17 protein-coding genes are annotated in these 16,465 nt (G+C 59.7%); 11 read left to right on the top strand and 6 right to left on the bottom strand.

The genetic code is table 11. The features are described 5' to 3' along the window. Window positions 1-15 precede the first annotated feature (15 nt). Complete coding sequence (locus SD70_RS24130; RefSeq protein ID WP_041050443.1) at window positions 16-1,083, top strand: class I SAM-dependent methyltransferase; 1,068 nt, start codon at window positions 16-18, stop codon at window positions 1,081-1,083. A 173-nt stretch (window positions 1,084-1,256) separates the two neighbouring features. Beyond that, entirely contained in the window at window positions 1,257-1,415 is a 159-nt protein-coding gene (locus tag SD70_RS36300; protein WP_156158165.1) for a hypothetical protein, read from the top strand. A 429-nt stretch (window positions 1,416-1,844) separates the two neighbouring features. Here SD70_RS36300 and SD70_RS24125 read toward each other — a convergent pair whose 3' ends face one another. Further along, on the bottom strand, window positions 1,845-2,315 hold the full coding sequence (locus tag SD70_RS24125; protein ID WP_041050442.1) for a hypothetical protein: 471 nt from the start codon (window positions 2,313-2,315) through the stop codon (window positions 1,845-1,847). Further along, a complete protein-coding gene (locus tag SD70_RS24120) occupies window positions 2,312-3,091 on the bottom strand; it encodes a hypothetical protein (protein WP_052487827.1) in 780 nt (259 codons plus the stop codon). Before SD70_RS24120 ends, SD70_RS24125 begins: the two co-directional genes overlap by 4 nt. 211 nt (window positions 3,092-3,302) lie before the next feature. On the opposite strand from SD70_RS24120, the gene SD70_RS24115 reads away from it, so the two are divergent. The 5 genes from SD70_RS24115 to SD70_RS24100 all read left to right on the top strand — a co-directional run bounded on the left by SD70_RS24115 (window position 3,303) and on the right by SD70_RS24100 (window position 6,782). Next, complete coding sequence (locus SD70_RS24115; protein WP_197081157.1) at window positions 3,303-4,604, top strand: NAD(P)/FAD-dependent oxidoreductase; 1,302 nt, start codon at window positions 3,303-3,305, stop codon at window positions 4,602-4,604. 66 nt (window positions 4,605-4,670) lie between these two features. Beyond that, complete coding sequence (locus tag SD70_RS24110; RefSeq protein ID WP_052487825.1) at window positions 4,671-5,219, top strand: hypothetical protein; 549 nt, start codon at window positions 4,671-4,673, stop codon at window positions 5,217-5,219. A gap of 42 nt (window positions 5,220-5,261) precedes the next feature. Further along, a complete protein-coding gene (locus SD70_RS33890; RefSeq protein ID WP_052487824.1) occupies window positions 5,262-5,564 on the top strand; it encodes a hypothetical protein in 303 nt (100 codons plus the stop codon). Further along, window positions 5,558-5,800, top strand: a complete 243-nt coding sequence (locus SD70_RS24105) for a hypothetical protein (RefSeq protein ID WP_052487823.1) — start codon at window positions 5,558-5,560, stop codon at window positions 5,798-5,800. Before SD70_RS33890 ends, SD70_RS24105 begins: the two co-directional genes overlap by 7 nt. 82 nt (window positions 5,801-5,882) lie before the next feature. After that, window positions 5,883-6,782, top strand: a complete 900-nt coding sequence (locus SD70_RS24100) for an SDR family oxidoreductase (protein WP_041050440.1) — start codon at window positions 5,883-5,885, stop codon at window positions 6,780-6,782. Between the two features lie 730 nt (window positions 6,783-7,512). Here the strand turns inward: SD70_RS24100 and SD70_RS24095 are convergent. Then, the gene (locus SD70_RS24095; protein ID WP_041050439.1) at window positions 7,513-7,785 is read right to left on the bottom strand and encodes a hypothetical protein; all 273 of its coding nucleotides are present in this window, start codon (window positions 7,783-7,785) and stop codon (window positions 7,513-7,515) included. A gap of 228 nt (window positions 7,786-8,013) precedes the next feature. Here SD70_RS24095 and SD70_RS24090 point away from each other — a divergent pair, with 228 nt between their 5' ends. Further along, the gene (locus SD70_RS24090; RefSeq protein ID WP_041050438.1) at window positions 8,014-8,601 is read left to right on the top strand and encodes a GNAT family N-acetyltransferase; all 588 of its coding nucleotides are present in this window, start codon (window positions 8,014-8,016) and stop codon (window positions 8,599-8,601) included. Between the two features lie 95 nt (window positions 8,602-8,696). Here the strand turns inward: SD70_RS24090 and SD70_RS24085 are convergent, their stop codons facing one another. Then, complete coding sequence (locus SD70_RS24085) at window positions 8,697-10,088, bottom strand: putative Ig domain-containing protein (RefSeq protein WP_041050437.1); 1,392 nt, start codon at window positions 10,086-10,088, stop codon at window positions 8,697-8,699. Between the two features lie 129 nt (window positions 10,089-10,217). Further along, entirely contained in the window at window positions 10,218-11,681 is a 1,464-nt protein-coding gene (locus tag SD70_RS24080; RefSeq protein ID WP_156158168.1) for a tagaturonate epimerase family protein, read from the bottom strand. Window positions 11,682-11,913: 232 nt separating this feature from the next. Between SD70_RS24080 and SD70_RS24075 the strand changes: the two genes are divergently transcribed. Next, window positions 11,914-12,807: an AraC family transcriptional regulator gene (locus SD70_RS24075; protein WP_082053615.1), complete on the top strand. Its 894-nt coding sequence runs from the start codon at window positions 11,914-11,916 to the stop codon at window positions 12,805-12,807. 114 nt (window positions 12,808-12,921) lie between these two features. After that, window positions 12,922-14,511, top strand: a complete 1,590-nt coding sequence (locus SD70_RS24070; RefSeq protein WP_041050433.1) for a sensor domain-containing diguanylate cyclase — start codon at window positions 12,922-12,924, stop codon at window positions 14,509-14,511. A gap of 115 nt (window positions 14,512-14,626) precedes the next feature. On the opposite strand, the gene SD70_RS24065 is transcribed toward SD70_RS24070, so the two are convergent. Next, window positions 14,627-15,232, bottom strand: coding sequence for a hypothetical protein (locus SD70_RS24065; RefSeq protein ID WP_041050432.1), 606 nt, complete (start codon window positions 15,230-15,232; stop codon window positions 14,627-14,629). A gap of 150 nt (window positions 15,233-15,382) precedes the next feature. Between SD70_RS24065 and SD70_RS24060 the strand changes: the two genes are divergently transcribed. Next, window positions 15,383-16,390 carry an NAD-dependent epimerase/dehydratase family protein gene (locus SD70_RS24060; protein WP_041050431.1) on the top strand — a complete coding sequence of 336 codons (1,008 nt, stop codon included), beginning with the start codon at window positions 15,383-15,385 and terminating at the stop codon, window positions 16,388-16,390. The last annotated feature ends 75 nt before the right edge of the window (window positions 16,391-16,465 follow it).

Here is a 16,465-nt window from a genome sequence, read left to right as displayed (position 1 = left end):
TCAAGGAGGGTTCCGATGGAACGACCTACGGAAGCGGTTACAGGTTCTGCGGTAGACGCACCGCCGTTTAGCGAGCTGCATTTTGGCCATACTGAGCTGCTGCCGACTTACCGGGCCGACCTGCGTAATCCGGGCAACGAGCGGTATGAGCGGTTCGTCGATCTGAACGTCGTGCGCGACTGGTCGCTCTTAACCTGGAAGCAGGTCGGCAAACCTTTTGAAGTGAAAAATATGTCAAAGGAGCACCGCGCCTGGGTGGAGGCGAACGGCGGGCGGGCGATGCCGGCCAAAACGTCGTGGGAGCTGTTCAACCGCTCGTTCCACGCTTGGTTCGAAACCGATGTGCCGGCCCGGCTGCAGGAGACGCGGCGCGAGCTGCTGCGGGCGTTCGGCCGCTTCGCCCTGCGCGATGTGCGGACTGCGCTGGCGGAGGCGGTCAAAATCCGGTTTTGGAATTATGCGCACCGTATCCAGGACGGCATCTGGGACCCGCGCGGCAAACGGGCGCTGTTTCTCGGCCTGCCGCTGCACAACCCGCGCATCCTGTTCCTCGGCGCTGCCGAGGGCTACGAGGCGATGCAGTTGTCGGCGATGTATCCGGGCGGAGAAGCGGTGCTCGTCGATTACGACCCTTACTGCATGACGAACCGGTTCGCGGATTTCCCCGCACGCTACCCGTTCCTCGGAACAAATCCGGCGACCGGCGCGCCGAAAGTATGGTACAAGGAGCAAATGAACCTCCACTACGTCGTCAGCGACATCCGCGCGCTGCCGTTCGGACGGGAGTTCGACATCGTGCTCAGTGTCGGGCTGCTTGAGCATTTTCCCGACGAGCTGAAGCCGGAAGTGATGGATTGGCACCGCAAGTTTCTGAAGCCGGGCGGCTACGCGATCATGACGACGCCTCGCAACCAGCTGCGCGCTCGCCTGTTTTACCGCATCATGGAGGACGTCATGAACCACACGTACCGGGAACTGATGACCGTGCCGCAAATGGGCCTGTACGTGTACGAAAACGGCTTCGACATTCGCCGGCACGGCATCATCAAAGTGCACAACGGCATCATTGCCCAGCCGCGCTGAGCGCCATTAGACGGGAAGAGCGGGCTGCCTCGTATTTGGGATGGCGCCGCCCGTAACGGGATTAGGCGATGGGTATACTTTTGGACGGAGCGAACCCGCTCCCGCTGGCGCCCTTGCGGAGTAAGCAAGTGCGCTTCGCGGGAGCTTTTGTGATGCAACGGTAGGCAGAGATCGTGGGGGGGGGGAGCGGCGGAGCTTTGGCGGCGAAGGCAGGCGGGGCCGGGGCCGGGGCGGGTGCGGTAGCGGGGCTCGCGTGCGCCGGGCTTGTGGCCGGGGCGGTGGCGGGGCTCGCGTGCGCCGGGCTTGTGGCGAATAACGAACATATTCCCTAATTACCGACTCTCTTGACGCTGCCCAGAGCCGATTTTGCGGAAAAAGAGGGTTAGCGACCCGGAAGTCCATGCAGAGAGAACAAAATTCTTTCCGAACGCACAACGGGGCGCTATCCGGCATAGTACGCCTTTCTGTTCCATACCAGCGTCCCTAAAGTCTCTGATTAGAGAACTTTGGCCAATGACGTGCTCTGTGTCTCAGTGGTCGGCATATCTCTTTCGCGCCGATGCAACTGGAACGCACCAACAATGCTACGAGCATAAGACAGCGTCCCAAAATCTCTGATTAGAGGAACTTTGGCCAATAACGTGCTCTGTGTCTCAGCGGTCGGCATATCTTCTTCCGCGCCGATGCAACTGGAACGCACCAACAATGCTACGCCACGCCTATACTCGGCTGACTTGACTACAGTAACCGCGATGAGCCCCTTATCCTTGTAAACCGCTCGTCTCTCCGATCACGCCGATGCCGTCCACGCCGAAATCGGCTAGCCACGTCTGCAGCCGCTTCGCCTCGGCATCGTCGCAACGAATCCATAGCACAATGCCGGAGCGTTTGCGGCGACGATGTATTTTGCGGATGCGCAGCAGCCAGTCCAGGCCAACGCCGGCGCCGAAAGAGAAGATGAGCCCTGCAAGCGCCCACAGCACGGGGCCGCCAGGCCAGACGAAGCCGTATATGGAGCCCAGCAGCATGCCGATCGTTCCGAGCACGAAGCCGATATCCCAGTTCGAGCGTCCGCCCGTGCCGACTGCCGCGATCGTCGGAGGCGATTCCGAAGGGTCGTGCAGCGGCACGGTCATGGCGGAGTTCGACGTATAGCCTCGCCGCTTCAAGTCGTCCAACACGATTTCAATGTTTGCGTTGTAAGGAAACAACACGACAAGCTCCGTCGTCATAACCCCTCCTCTCCTCCCCGAAACGCCACGCGCCCGGGCACGGCCCTCCATCGCCGCGCAAGGTAGTCGTTCAACTCTCTGACGTACAGCTCGTTCATCCGTTCCGTGCTAACGTAAGCATCATAGCATGCGAACAAATAGAGCGAGGGCACGAACAACAGCCATTCCGGCTTGAGAACGCGCGTCGCGCCGGTGAAATCGCCCACCATCGTATACAGCACCCCTTGCGGTACTCGCGACTGGACGATCGTCAATATCCATATGACCATAAAAAATACGGCAATGAGTTTGCGATGCAGCCAAAAATGCCCCGCGCCGGGAACGAGCAAGCTCCAGGCGACGCTAAGCCGCGAATCGCGCAGCGCGAGCAGTTCGATCGACAACGAGGACAAGCTGAACGACTTTTGCTGCTGCTCCTCCCGCTCTGCCAGCATAACGCGCCGGTTCAAATCGATGCCAACGTGATAACAATCCCATACGGCAAAAATGTAGACCGCAATATAGCATAAAAACCAGCGTTGATCGATGGCCTGACGCGCATCGTCGAAGCGGCCGGCCAGCGTGTAGCAGATCGCGACGTTAATGTTGGACTGCAGGTTGATGAAAAATTCCCAAACAATCAAAATCAGTCCGTAAAAATACCGGCCTTGAAACCATTGGCCAAAACCCGGAAACGCCATTCCCCACCAAATGGTCATATATGCGTTGCTGAACCGCAAATAATTGATCGAAATGCCCTTCACCGTCATCCTTGGATAACGGGCGGGCGAATTCAAGCTTATACTTTTCCTTCTGTGCATCATCGGATCCTCTATGTCGACTTGTTGTCATCATTGAAATATGTACCAAAATTGTAACCGAAAAAGCTGTATGTCATACACGACATGCGAGCCCGATATGCAATGCCTGCGATGTGCCGAGAGCCCGCTGGCGCAGGCATAAAAGCCTCATCCGATGGTGAAGCTACGGTTCTGGACTATACTTCCGATGAAGGAACAGGATAACAACCGGGACGGGATCATATTTGTGGAGGCGGATGGCATGAAGCTGACCGGCGGGACGCTCTTTTGGCCGCAGTTGGAAGGCGCGGCGGCGGAGCCGCATCACGATGAGGAAGCCGGGCTGACGGAGGAGGTTCGGTGCGACGTAGCCGTGGTAGGCGGCGGCGTGACCGGCGCGCTTTGCGCCTACGAGCTCATTCGGCAAGGCATCGATACCGTGCTCCTGGAAAAACGACGCATCGGCGAAGGCAGCACTTCCGCCAACACCGGCATGCTCCAGGTGGCGGGCGACCGGATGCTATCGTCGCTCATTCGGACGATGGGCGAGCGGCGGGCGGTGAATTTGTACCGTCTGTGCAGCGAGGCGATCGACAGGCTCGAGCGGATCAGCGCCGAGCTCGGCGACAGTGTCGGCTTCGCCCGACGGAGCAGCGTCTGTTACGCGTCGACGACGGGCGATGTGGACGCCCTCCGGCGCGAGGGCGACACGCTGCGCCGGTTCGGGTTCGATGCGGAGCTGCTCGGCGCCGAGGACGTGGCGCGCGCGTACCCGTTCCGCAAAGAACTGGCGCTCTATATGCGCGGCGATGCCGAGATCAATCCGCTCCGCTTGGCGCGAGAGCTTGTCGCCGCCGCACAGCGCCGCGGATTGCGCGCGTATGAGCGGAGTCTCGCGGTGCGGATCGATGCGGGGGACGGCGGCGTTGCGCTGCATACGGCCCGTGGGGGCCTCGTCAGGGCGAGACGCGCGGTGCTGGCCCCGGGCTACGAAGCGGAAGCGTGGCGGCGCCAGCAAAACGTCCGGCTCGTCGGCACGTACGCGGTCGTGACCGATCCGGTCGATTTGTCGGCGTGGCCGGAGCGATGCCTGATCTGGGAAACCGCACAGCCATATTTGTATTTGCGCACGATGCCGGGCAGCCGGGCGGCCATCGGCGGCTTTGACGAACCGTTCCTGAGCGACACCCAGCGCGACCGCAGGCTGGCCGCCAACACCCGCCGCCTGCTCGGCAAGCTCGGGGAGCTGTTCCCGGATTACGCCGGGGTCAAGGCGGAATTCGCATGGTGCGGCACATTCGCCTACACGGACGACGGCATGCCGCTGATCGGCGAGCGGCCGGAGCTTCCCGGCTGTCTGTTCACGCTTGTCTACGGCGGCAACGGGCTCGTGTACAGCGCGCTCGCCGCCAGCCGCGTCGCCGAGTGGGTCCGGACGGGAACCGTGGCCGAGCTTGCGCCGCTGGACTTCGATCGAACGCTGAACAATCAAGTGGAGGCGAGAACGTGAAACGGCGAAAATGGCGCATAGCCGCTATGATAGCGGCAGCTTTGTTCGGAGAAGCTGCGGCACCGCTTGCAGAGCGACCGGCCGCCGCCGCAAGCGGCCGAAGCGCTATGCCGCGCGGCAGACCGCATCGGCTCGCTGCGGCTCGAGCCGGCTCGTGTCGGCAGCTGGCCGGAGCTGGCCAAACGAGCCCCGCTCGTCGTCCGGGCGCATCCGCTCAGCGGCAGCGCTACCCGCTATCCGACCGGACGCGCTGTAACGGGCGGCGCTCAAATCATCAATTATGTGCAGCGGCTTAACGTGCTGGAGACTATGAAGGGAGTAGCGCCTGCCGGGCTGCGGCTCGCGCTGCCCGGCGTCGAACCGCTTCCGCCGGCGAAAGATCCTCTGAACGAAACTTACCCGGGTCCGCTCGCCAGCGACGAAGCGTACGTGCTGTTTCTAGAGCCAACCGGGCTGAGCGGCCTTTATACGCCCATCGGCGGCTGGCAAGGCATATACCCGATCGGTGACGACGGGCGCACCGTAGCGCTCGCCGGCGCCGGCTTCGCCCAGCTCGGCGGTCTGACGCCGTCCGAGCTGCGGGCCCGCTTGCGCTCGGCTGCGTCGCGTCCGTAGAGAAGGGCTCGGGCAGATCGGGCGGCATTTTCGACGCTTGCAATGGGGCTGCGCATCGGATACGCTGAAAGCAACACCGATTCGGAAAGGAGCCACTTCATGTCCTCCTCTTCCCGCGACGAAAATCGTTCCGACGCACCGCACAGCCCCGCCGCACGCACGGCCGCTCCTCCCCCCGCCCGTGCGCTTCCTAGCGATGATGCCGTCGACAAAATCAAGATCAAGGTGCAGAATTGGGCCGACGAAGCGTATGAAGAATACGCCCGCACCGGCGATCTCCAGCGATTGCCCGGTTTCGGCAAACCGCTCGTCGTGCCGACCGGCGATCCGCTGAGTCGATGCTGAAGAACGCGAACGTGCAGCCGCCGTGGATGCTGCTGCGCAGCGAAACCAAGAAGCTGCTGGAGCAAGCCGTCGCCTTGGCGACCCGCGGTCCTTCTTTCGACGCCGAAATTAGGGAGCTGCTCCGCGACATCAACAAGCTGATCGCCGAAATGAACAGCATCGCGCCAAGTTTGTCGCTGCATCGGCCGAAAGTAACGCCGGACACGCTGCGCGAGCAGTATGAGAAATGGAAATGAATCCGTTCGGCACATAGGACGCTGCTTTGTCGAATACAGTTCTTATTATGAGAACGGTATCGTACAGGGAGGCCTGTGACCGATGTATCCGATGTATCCGTACTACGGCAAAGAGACCGAATGCAAAGAGCGGCCGATCGCCTTTCCCCCGCAGCATCAGCCGCAGCAGCCGGGACTGCAGACGCTGATGACGCCGCCTCCGATCTCCGAAAATCCCGAATATGCGGGAAGCGGCAAGTTAAAAGGAAAAGCGGCGCTCATCACCGGCGGCGACAGCGGCATAGGCCGGGCCGCGGCCATTGCCTTCGCCAAAGAAGGCGCCGACGTCGCCTTCGTTTATTTCAACGAACGACAGGACGCCGACGATACGCTGGACCGCCTGCAATCGCTCGGAGCGCGCTGCCTGGCCATTTCGGCCGATTTGCGAGCGAAGGCGAATTGCGAGGAAGCGGTGCGCCGCACGATCGGCATGTTCGGCAAGCTTGACGTGCTCGTCAACAACCATGCCGTGCAGTTCCCGCAGCCGAGCGTGCTGCACATCAGCGAGCAGCAGCTGCTTGATACGTTCCGGACGAACATTCTCAGCTATTTTTTTATGACGCAAGCCGCCCTTCCGCACATGCGGCCCGGCTGCTCAATCGTCAACACCGCTTCGGTCGTCGCCTACAAAGGCCACAAGGAGCTGATCGACTACTCCTCCGCCAAGGGGGCAATCGTCAGTTTCACCCGTTCGCTTGCGCTGTCGCTGGCCGAGCACCGTATTCGCGTCAATGCGGTCGCTCCCGGGCCGGTGTGGACGCCGCTCATCCCGGCCAGCTTCTCCGCCGAGGAAGTGAAAACGTTCGGCACCGATACGCCGTTCGGGCGCGCCGCACAGCCGTTTGAGCTGGCGCCGGCGTACGTGTTCCTCGCCTCCGACGATTCCCGCTACGTTACAGGCGAGACGATCCATGTCAACGGCGGAGAAATGGTGACGGGGTAGCTCAAGATAACGCCAGACCGCAAAAAGCTTTCGCACCGGCGCCGCCGCGAGTGCGAAAGCTTTTTAGCGAAATCCCGGCTTACGAAGCACCGTTCTTGCCGACCGTCATGTCCGCTCGAGGCCGAAAAGCCGACTGTTGCGTTGATCCGCACGCCTCGTTCAACCGTCGCTTCCGCAAGCCGCCCCGCCAGGACGGACCGAGCTTAGGCGGCAGCAGCTTCATCTTGAATCTTACTGAGAAGCTCTGGCGAAGCGCGCTTGATTAGCGATTATGCAACTATGGCATAGACCATTCGTTTGGTTCATGTCAGATGCATGCGAAAGCTATCACGGATATACGCCCGGTAGTTGAGGTAACGACCTTTTTCGCCCATTAACGACTTTCATGACGATGCCGCAACCGATTTTGCTGAACATAACGGTTAACGAACGAAAATTCCAAGCATAGAGAACAAAATACGTTCTTGGCGCACTTCGAGGCGATAACCGACGTGTAACGACTTTTGATACCAAATCAGCGTCCCTTTAGTCTCTCGATACCAACATGGGCGATTTATGCCCTGCCGCCCTGCCGCCCTGTCCCCCTGTCGCCTTGTCGCCTTGTCGCCATGTCCCCCTCGGCCAACAAAGTGTACCTGGTCAAAATCGCCTTACAGTTGCCGCATGTTCCGCTACCACAATAACAGCAAACGAACCGGTCCCAGAGAAGGGCCGGCTCCATCTGCATCCATTATATGCCCGGATCCTCCAAAGCGTGGCGGGCTTCGTCGATGTCGAGCTGATCGGGATACAGCTCATTGGCGAACTCGACTGTTGCGATATGGTCCTGCATCCACTCCCGGACGGGGCCGAGCTCCTCCGCCAGCTCCGCATCCAGCTGGCGCTCGCTCATCGCCGACAGCTCGTTTGCCTCCCGCGCATCTTCCGGTGCCGCGCCTGCGCGCCAAGCTTCCTCGCCGTCCACCGGCGCAGAGGCATTTTCTGTATTATCGTTTGGCTGCATAACGGTCGTCCCCTTTTTTACGCTGGCAAGCAGCGCGTTATTTTTCCATAGTGTGGGCGGGGTCAAGCGCTTTTATGCGGCCCGGTGGATCCGGTGGAACCCGGTCGAGCCGCGAGGCTCCGGGACGGTAACGCACCAACGAACCTCGAAGCGGGTGCTGGCAGAAATGGAAAAAGCCCGGTATACTTGATTCAAAACTGGTCAAACGGCGGGAGAGGAGCTGCGCCAATGACGAATAGCTGGACGGATCCGGCGAACATTCGGTTCGACGAACGATTTTACACGGAACGTCTTCTGATGAGGTTGCCGCTGCCCGGGGACGGTCAAGCTGTTTACGAGGCTGTGCAAGATAGCTTGCCCGAACTGCGGCCCTGGATGATATGGGCGCACCGGCACCAAAGCCTGGAAGAGACCGAGCGGCTCGTCGAAGATAGCCACGCTGCCTTCCTGGACCGGACCGACCTGCGCTTCCACGCCTTTCTCCGGTCCACGGGCAAGCTCGTGCTTTGCTGCGGCCTGCACCGAATCGACTGGGACGCACGGAAATTCGAGATCGGCTACTGGCTGCGCACTCCCTATGCCGGTTGCGGCTATGCGACCGAGGCTGCGCGAGGCCTCGAGCAGCTTGCCATCCGGCAGCTGCGGGCGAACCGGATCGAAATCCGCGTCGATTCAAACAACGTCCGCAGCATCAAAGTTGCCGAGCGGCTCGGCTATACGCTGGAAGGGACGCTGCGCCAAGACGGCTGGAACGCCGCGCACACGGCGCTGCGCAATACGCTCGTGTTCGCCAAAGTGCGGGGCACAGAATTTTGATTCGATGCGGTGCCTGGCCGGGTTCGGACAGCGCACGCGCATCGCTTCGAAAGCAGCCTTCAGCGCGCCTGGCGCCGGCGGCGAATCTGGCCGTTTTAATTGAGATCGACGTTATAAACTCTCCAAGTGAACGAGATTTGATTGGTCGCGTCTACGTCATGCACCGAAACGGTTACGGGCAGCCCTACCGTCGGATGGGCACCATCGGCAATATCGTACGATATCGTTCCCGAAATAACGCCCGTATGAGGATCGATGGAAAGCCCTCTCGGGAGTCCCTCGGCGGAAAATATCCAGCGCTCCGGATGAGCGCCGATGGCTTGCACATGAATCTCCTTCTGTTCCCCTTCGTAAGAATTATAGACCCCTCCATCGTCAAAAGGCACCAAATAAGCCTCTTCTTTGTCGTGGATCGTCCAGCGGAACGTGCGCTGATCGTATACGCTTCCGGAGTAGACGGATAGCGTTACGGTGAAGTCTTTGGACGGGGCGTCGTTAACGACGTTGCTGTAAAACACCGTGCCGGAAATAAGCCCCGTCTTCGCGTCGATATCGAGTCCGGCCGGAAGTCCGGCGGCCTTATAAGAAAACGAAGCCGGGTAAGTCCCCGAAGCGTATACGGCGGCGCTTACCGCTACTGGCTCCCCTTCGTCCGAGACCTGATCGGGGATAGCCCGCAATTGCACGGACACGCTTGGCGTCCCGCCCGAATCCGAGTCCGAGTTCGGCGGGGAAGACGTTGATCCCGGCGACGGAGTATTCGGTACAGGAGCCGGCGGCTGCGGTGGCTGCGGCGGTTGCGGTGGCGACGGAGGCGACGGGGGCGGCGTCTTCTTCGCCGGTCCGATGTCTTTTCCCAAATACGTGGAATAGAAGTTTTTCCCGCTTGGCAGCGGAACGTTCAAGAAGGCGTTATTGGCGTAATAAAACGCCGCGCCGCGCGGAGCGAATTGACCGGCCAAAGCCGCAATATCCTCATCCGCCGAAATGATTCCCGCCTGGATGGCGGCATTGATCGCCGACTCCGGCCAGCTTAAGTCGGGGGTTGGTTTAATCCCCAGCGCATTATCAAGTATTTGAATCAGCTCTGCGTACGTCACTTTGTCGTCGGGACGGAATTTGCCGTCCGGATAGCCGCTCGCCCAACCCTGATTTTTGGCAACAGCGATGTAGCCGGACGCCCAGGTGGAGCCGGTATCCGAGAAGGACACGGCGCCGGTCAACAGCTTCGCATTGTTATCTTGGCCCGCCGCCCTGACTAGCACGGCCACGAGCTGCGCCCGGGTCAGATTATCATTCAGATGGGCCTGCCCGTCCGGGAATCCGTCGACAACACTCAAGTTTTTCATGAAATCGAAGGCGGTCTGATAGTCGCTTTGGCCAGGCGCCGCATAAGCGGCCGGCACCAGCATCAGGGTAACGGCAATCGCGAAGGCCGCTAGCCATGACACTTTGTGCGGCGCAAATAATGAACGTTTGGACAGCATTTGCATGCTCCCTACTATGTAATGAAACCACCGTTATTGTAGCACCGCTGGAAAACGTTAGGTAAGGAAAATTTATGAAAAAATGGTTCCTTCGCCCGCAGCGAAGGAACCATTTTTTCAAGTCCCGCATTATTTGCCCAGCAGATCCAGATGTTTGCCGATATGCTTGCCCAGCCCTTCGGCGTAATGGTCCTCCTGCTCCACCAGCGTCGCAAAAAACTCGTCCGCAAACAGCTTGCGGCCGCCCGCGTCTTTGGCTTGCAGCAGCAGGCCGTACGTAATGTGCAGCAGCTGGCGGGCGTTGTTCTCGTTCATGTAATCCGGCAGCTGCGCATCGCTCACTTCGCCAATCGGCGCGATTTGCGCCAGGTCGGTCGTCACGTGGTAGTACGCCGTCGCCTCTTCAAAACGGTCAAGCGTGAATTGATGCATTTTGCGGTATAACGCCGGGTTCTTCTCGGCCACGACGCGCACCGCTTCGAGCCAGTTCGTGCCGGCCGTCTTCAGGTGGAATCGGCCTTGCGTATATTTGCCGATGAGCGGGAAGACGCTGAATTTGTCGCTGCCGGAATGGATGCTGAGCTTGTAGCCGAAATGGTCGGCGATCGCCGCATGCGACGCCAGCTCGCGCTCGAACTGGGCGATGTCGCCGATGTAGTCGATGCCCTTCTGGAATTCGCCGCAAAAGCGGGGCGCCATGCTGAATATGCGCACGCCGCGCACATGCAGCTCGTTCGCCACGAGGTAATGGGCTTCCGGCGACGTCGGCGTCATCGTCTCGTCAATCGAAATTTCAAAGTCGACCTCGCGGTCCAGATTTTCAATGTAACGGCGGTAGATCGACTCCATAAAATCGATCGCCGCGCCGTAAATGAGCACGTCCTTCATGAGCGCCTCGCGCGTGAACGCAATCGCAGCGCCTTCGACTTGCGGCGCCGTCCCGAGATAACGGGATTCGTACCTGCTGCGGACGTCCGCCGGCAGTGCGGCGTAGCGAGCCTCCACATCGGCGGGGGATAGGTTGCCGACCGTGTTGTCGATCTGCTCGGAGCAATCGAGCGTCAGCATCGTGAAGCCGAGCCGCAGCGCGTATTCGATGTCCTCGGCCTTTTTGAGGTGGTCGCCGTCGGCGCCGAAGCCGTCCTTATAGCCTTCCTGGAACGCAGCGTAGCAGGCCGCATCGAGCACGTCCTCGTACGTGCGGCCGGTCAAGTTCAGCTCGCGGATGCTTTGCTGCGCCAGTATCGGACGGACGCTCCGGCCGCGTACGGTCCGAATGTGGCCCGGGCTGGCGATGCCGAGCCGGTCGCCGAGGCCGATCGTGGCGATCTGTGTCCCGAACGCCTGCGGCTTCGTGTGCGGCAAAAAGCGATTCAGCACGAGCCTGTTGGCGTGCGTCAGCGGGCACAGCTTGCCGCCTTCGACCGTTTCCCCCTGCAGGCTGTCGTACAGCTCGCCGCTGCCGACGGCAGCGATGAAGCGACCTTCCGCGGTGCGGATCATGACCAGCTTCGCTCCGTCAGCTTCCGTCCAGGATGCCGAGTACACCCGGATGTCGGGAGAAGCGAACGCCGGACCGTTGCCGGACTTCATTGCGCTGATAAATGAAGCTGCTGAAGCTGTTGCCATAAATTCAATACCTCCTAATGGGCTTTCTGCCACCGTCAACACGATTGCGGACTTCTGCGGCTAACGGGCGCATCACGGCCGCGCCGCAATCGGCAAGCGCTTTCTCGCCTCATCATAACGCAAATACCGTCTAATTTCTCATCATTCCTTCCGATTTTCACGTGAAACTATTCGTATTTTATGATTTTGCCATGATATGATGAAGAAAACGCGCTCCATTTGGGAAGGAGAGACGGCGATGTTTCGCACCGTCGAATTCGGCAACGAGGAAGCAGGCCCGTTTTATTTGCAGCATATTCGCCGGCCCGGCGCCTTCGAGCGGACGCAGCACGTGCATGAGCTGTACGAGCTGTATTATTTGTATGAGGGGCAGCGGCTTTATTTTGTCAAAGACCGTTCGTATCAAGTGCTGCCTGGGGACCTTGTGCTCATTAACCGGCGCGAAGTGCACGGCGTATCCGATTTCGGCACGCCCGGACACGAACGTGTCGTCATGAATTTCAGCCGCGAGTTCGTCGCCGCAATGATGGAAGAGGCGCCTTTCCTGCTCGACGGCTTCGCCCAGCCGACGCCGATCGTGCGGCTCGACTTGCCGCCCCGGCGCGAGGCCGAAGAGCTGCTTGCGCGCATGATCCGGGAGGCGGAAACAGCCCGGCTCGGCCAAACGCTGGCGCTGCGCAGCCTGCTTGGCGAGCTGCTGCTGTTCACGGCCCGTTTCGTGCGCACGCACCGCGTCCCCGTGCCCGAACACGTCAGCCCGATCCACCGCAAAATTTCCGATATCGTGCGCCATCTGAACGTGCACTATGCCGATACGGTGCGGCTTAACGACCTGGCGGCGCAATTCGGCATCAGCCCGCCGTATCTGAGCCGAATGTTCAAGGAAATTACCGGCTTCTCGCTTGTCGAGTACGTCCAGCTTGTGCGGGTGCGCGAGGCGCAGAGGCTGCTCGAGACGACGAACGACAAAGTCATCGCCGTTGCCGAGCAAGTCGGCTTCGGTTCGCTCGTGCAGTTCGGCCGCGTGTTTCGGCAGCTGGCGAAAACGACGCCGCTCCGCTACCGGCAAACAGCCCGGGGCAAGGTTTAGGGGCAAGGAGAGCACTGCACGCAGCAGGCCCATATTCCTCGTATGGATAAAAGGATTTGTGCGGATATTTGTCGAATATAGTGGTTTACTGTCAAAACAATAAGGGGCCACCACATGCTTCGGGCAAACCCGGGAACTTCAACCAAAAAAATAGGCCTGACCTTCCTTTTTAGCGGAGTGGTGGCCGTCTCCATCATTCTCACTATCGCGATAGCGATTTTTATCTCGTATCAATCCGAGAAGCAAACGTTGTTCGAAACGACGCTTGCCATGAATTATTCCAATGCGCAAGATATCAGTTCGACTATCGATTCGTTGTTCAAATCGATGAGCAACAGCCTGCAATTGACTTCAGCGCATGTGAAAGACTACAGCGGCCGTTCCGAGCAAGAGATTCTGGACTATTTGGATCTGACTCGCAACACTGGCGGATACTTCAACTCCATCATTTTGGCGGACGAAAAAGGAACCGTGCAAAATGCCACTCCCGTTACCGTTACTATCGGCCAAACACTCGTTTCCGAGGCAGCCAAACAATCGCTCGCAACGAAACGGTCCTATCTGTCCTCGCCTTATATCGGCACGACGGGGCGGCTCATCGTTTTGATGACCGAGCCCATTTTCGATCAGGCCGGCGCTTATAAAGGGTTTATCGGCGGCACCATTTATTTGCAGGAAGACAACGTGCTCTCTTCCATTTTCAAAAACAATACGATCGATACGACGGGTTCCTATTATTATGTTGTCGATCCCACGGGGCGCTTGCTGTTCCATCCGGACAAAAGCCGCCTCGGCGAAGATGCAAGCGCCAACAAAGTCATTCGGAAGCTCATGCATAAGCAAAGCGGAAAAGACGAGGTCGTCAATACGAAGGGAATCCATTTCTTGGCCGGGTATGTATCCGTTCCGGGCAACGGCTGGGGTGTTGTAGTGCAAACTCCGGTTGCTACCGTCTATGCGAAGCTGTATCAGCATATCAAAGAGTTGGTGTTGTACATGCTGCCCCCGTCCATCATCCTGATGCTGCTCGCCATCATGGTCGCGCGAAAATTGGCGAATCCGTTCGTCGCTCTCGCCGGCGCCGTTCACCACTCGACCCGTCTCGGCAAACCGGCTGTTCCGCCTTTCAAGCAGCATTGGAACAGGGAAGCCGACGTGCTCACCAAAACGTTCATGACCGCTCTCGCCTCGATGCAAAAACAGACGGACCGCTTGTCTCAAGCTGCGATGACCGACCCGCTCACCGGCCTGTCCAACCGCAGAACGATGGAATCCGTCATGCGCAAATGGACGGCGGAAGGAACACGGTATGCCGTCATTTTGATGGATATCGACCGGTTCAAAGCGGTTAACGACATGTACGGGCATCAGGTAGGCGACGAAGTGCTAAAGCATGCCGCCGGCATCATGGTTTCCTGTAGCCGTGCGGACGACGTATGCTGCCGGTTCGGGGGCGAGGAATTTGTCGTTCTTGTGCACGGTGCCAGCACGGAGGATGCGTTCCATACCGCCGAGCGGATCCGCATCACCTTGGAAAATTCGCCAAGTCCGACCGGCAAGCCCGTTACCGCATCGTTCGGCATATGCTCCAGCGCAGCTTCGCCGGATACCCCCGAAGAAATGCTCCACCTCGCCGACAACTCGTTATACAAAGCCAAAAATGAAGGCAGAAACCGGACCGCCATCGCCGATCGAAACGCGTAGGCCCGGCCGCCGTTCCCGATTCGGCCGATGCTTTTGAGATGTTGCGGTCTTTTACCGGGTGAGCGTTGCCGGTTAAGCGGCGCAGCGGCGCAATCCCGCTCCGGCAGCTCTTGTCTCAGCCTAGTACCGCAAACGGCTTTTTGACAAGTTTGTTCAGCCGCTTTAGCGTGTCGTTATCGCAATACAGCATCGTCACGCTTTGCCCGTCGTTCCAATACACGTATCGTTTGGAAGAAGCGGAGGCTGCCGCCAGCTTGCCCAGCTTGCGCAGCAAATCGAAGTCGACCCAATCGTCTTCGAAGGCGACCGTCCAGCGGTGCGCTTCTCCCTCATGTACGAAGGAAACGAACGCTTCCTCCCGTTCGAAATCGACCTTGCTCTCGATACCGCGCAGCGCGAACTTGCCCTTGCTCAGCTCGACCATGTTGCGGAGCAGTCGAGTGTAAGCGTCTTCATCAAAAATGCACTCGGTGTCGAAGCTCCATACCTCGGGAGAAAGCCGCAGCACGTCGCCATCCTCGTCGACGAGGTCGGTGCCCAGCATCGGCAGCAGCAGGTCGTAAGGCTCTTCCTCATACAACTCTCGTTCGAACTGCCCGAGCAGCACCTCCGCTACTTCCTCTTCATCCAGCTCGTAAGTGATGCCTAGTCCGCGCAGCGCACGCAGCTGTTCCTCCAGCCTCGGTGGTGCCTGTCTCCGGGAGCGCAGCCAAGAGAGCATCTCCGTTATCCGCCCTTTCGTGTCGGTTCGTATTCTTGTGCCCACTTTACCATAATCCGGAATGGCTGACTATATTCATTGACTTTGAGTTTGTCTACGGAATATATTTGTATTACGTAAAAAAATATTTTTACATAGGAGGACGTGCAAATGAATATTCTTATCCTCGGCGGCACGGTGTTTCTCGGCCATCATCTCGTAGAGGAGGCGGTGCGGCGCGGCCATCGGGTTACGATGTTCACCCGCGGGCTGACCAATTCGGATGCGCATCCGGGAGTGGAACGCCTCGTCGGCGACCGGGACGGCAACTTGTCGGCTTTGCAGGGGCGGCGGTGGGACGCCGTCATCGACACGTCCGGATACGTACCGCGGCTTGTAGGGGATGCGGCCGAGCTGCTCAAAACCAGCACCGGATTGTATGCTTTTATATCCAGCATTTCCGTGTATCGCGATTTGAGCCGCGCCGGTGTAGACGAGACGGCCGATGTACTGCCGCTTCCGCACGATCATGGCGAAGACGTCCGCGCCCATTACGGCGCTCTGAAGGCGGAAAGCGAAGCGGCGGTGCGGCGTTTGCTGCCTGGTCGCGCTTTGGTTATTCGCCCCGGGCTGATCGTCGGCCCGAACGACCCTACGGACCGTTTCACCTACTGGCCAGTGCGTATCGCCCGCGGCGGCGAAGTGCTGGCGCCCGGACCGCGCGAGGCGCAAGTCCAGTTCATCGACGTGCGCGATTTGGCGGCATGGACGCTGTCCATGGTGGAAGCCGGGCGCACGGGCGTCTACAACGCGACTGGACCTGCCGGCCGCACCTCGCTTCAGGCGCTGCTCGAGACATGCTGCTGCGCGCTCGGTTCGGACGCTCGCCTGACGTGGGTGGACGAAGCGTTCCTTGTGAGCAAAGGCGTCGGCGGCTGGATCGAGATGCCGCTATGGATACCGGACAGCGGCGAGTACAAGCCGTTCGTCGGAATGATGCGGGTGAACATCGACCGCGCGCTGGACGCCGGACTCACGTTCCGGCCGCTGGCACAAACGGTGCGCGACACGCTGGCGTGGCATACGGGACGCACCGAGCCGGTGCAGCTCAAGGCGGGACTCGCGCCGCAACGGGAAGCGGAGCTGCTCGCGGCATGGCACGCCGGTAATGGTGTGTAATGGGCGCGGCACGTGGGGCGCTGCGCGTGGGGGCGCAGCACGTGGGGGCGCAGCACGTGGGGCGCGGCGCGTGGG

The sequence above is a fragment of the Gordoniibacillus kamchatkensis genome (genome assembly GCF_000829455.1).
GTDB classification, from domain to species: Bacteria; Bacillota; Bacilli; order Paenibacillales; family NBRC-103111; genus Gordoniibacillus; species Gordoniibacillus kamchatkensis.
Note: the sequence above shows the minus strand (reverse complement) of the source record. Positions and strands in the feature narration are given on the sequence as shown.

What these genes read in the sequence shown, in the direction of transcription:
- SD70_RS24065 (WP_041050432.1), bottom strand. Translation starts at nt 15,232, where the DNA reads ATGCTCTCTTGGCTGCGCTCCCGGAGACAGGCACCACCGAGGCTGGAG.
- SD70_RS24095 (WP_041050439.1), bottom strand. Translation starts at nt 7,785, where the DNA reads ATGCAGCCAAACGATAATACAGAAAATGCCTCTGCGCCGGTGGACGGC.
- SD70_RS24105 (WP_052487823.1), top strand. Translation starts at nt 5,558, where the DNA reads ATGCTGAAGAACGCGAACGTGCAGCCGCCGTGGATGCTGCTGCGCAGC.
- SD70_RS24125 (WP_041050442.1), bottom strand. Translation starts at nt 2,315, where the DNA reads ATGACGACGGAGCTTGTCGTGTTGTTTCCTTACAACGCAAACATTGAA.
- SD70_RS24115 (WP_197081157.1), top strand. Translation starts at nt 3,303, where the DNA reads ATGAAGGAACAGGATAACAACCGGGACGGGATCATATTTGTGGAGGCG.
- SD70_RS24090 (WP_041050438.1), top strand. Translation starts at nt 8,014, where the DNA reads ATGACGAATAGCTGGACGGATCCGGCGAACATTCGGTTCGACGAACGA.
- SD70_RS24075 (WP_082053615.1), top strand. Translation starts at nt 11,914, where the DNA reads ATGATGAAGAAAACGCGCTCCATTTGGGAAGGAGAGACGGCGATGTTT.
- SD70_RS24085 (WP_041050437.1), bottom strand. Translation starts at nt 10,088, where the DNA reads ATGCTGTCCAAACGTTCATTATTTGCGCCGCACAAAGTGTCATGGCTA.
- SD70_RS24100 (WP_041050440.1), top strand. Translation starts at nt 5,883, where the DNA reads ATGTATCCGATGTATCCGTACTACGGCAAAGAGACCGAATGCAAAGAG.
- SD70_RS24070 (WP_041050433.1), top strand. Translation starts at nt 12,922, where the DNA reads ATGCTTCGGGCAAACCCGGGAACTTCAACCAAAAAAATAGGCCTGACC.
- SD70_RS24060 (WP_041050431.1), top strand. Translation starts at nt 15,383, where the DNA reads ATGAATATTCTTATCCTCGGCGGCACGGTGTTTCTCGGCCATCATCTC.
- SD70_RS24130 (WP_041050443.1), top strand. Translation starts at nt 16, where the DNA reads ATGGAACGACCTACGGAAGCGGTTACAGGTTCTGCGGTAGACGCACCG.
- SD70_RS24080 (WP_156158168.1), bottom strand. Translation starts at nt 11,681, where the DNA reads ATGAAGTCCGGCAACGGTCCGGCGTTCGCTTCTCCCGACATCCGGGTG.
- SD70_RS33890 (WP_052487824.1), top strand. Translation starts at nt 5,262, where the DNA reads ATGGGGCTGCGCATCGGATACGCTGAAAGCAACACCGATTCGGAAAGG.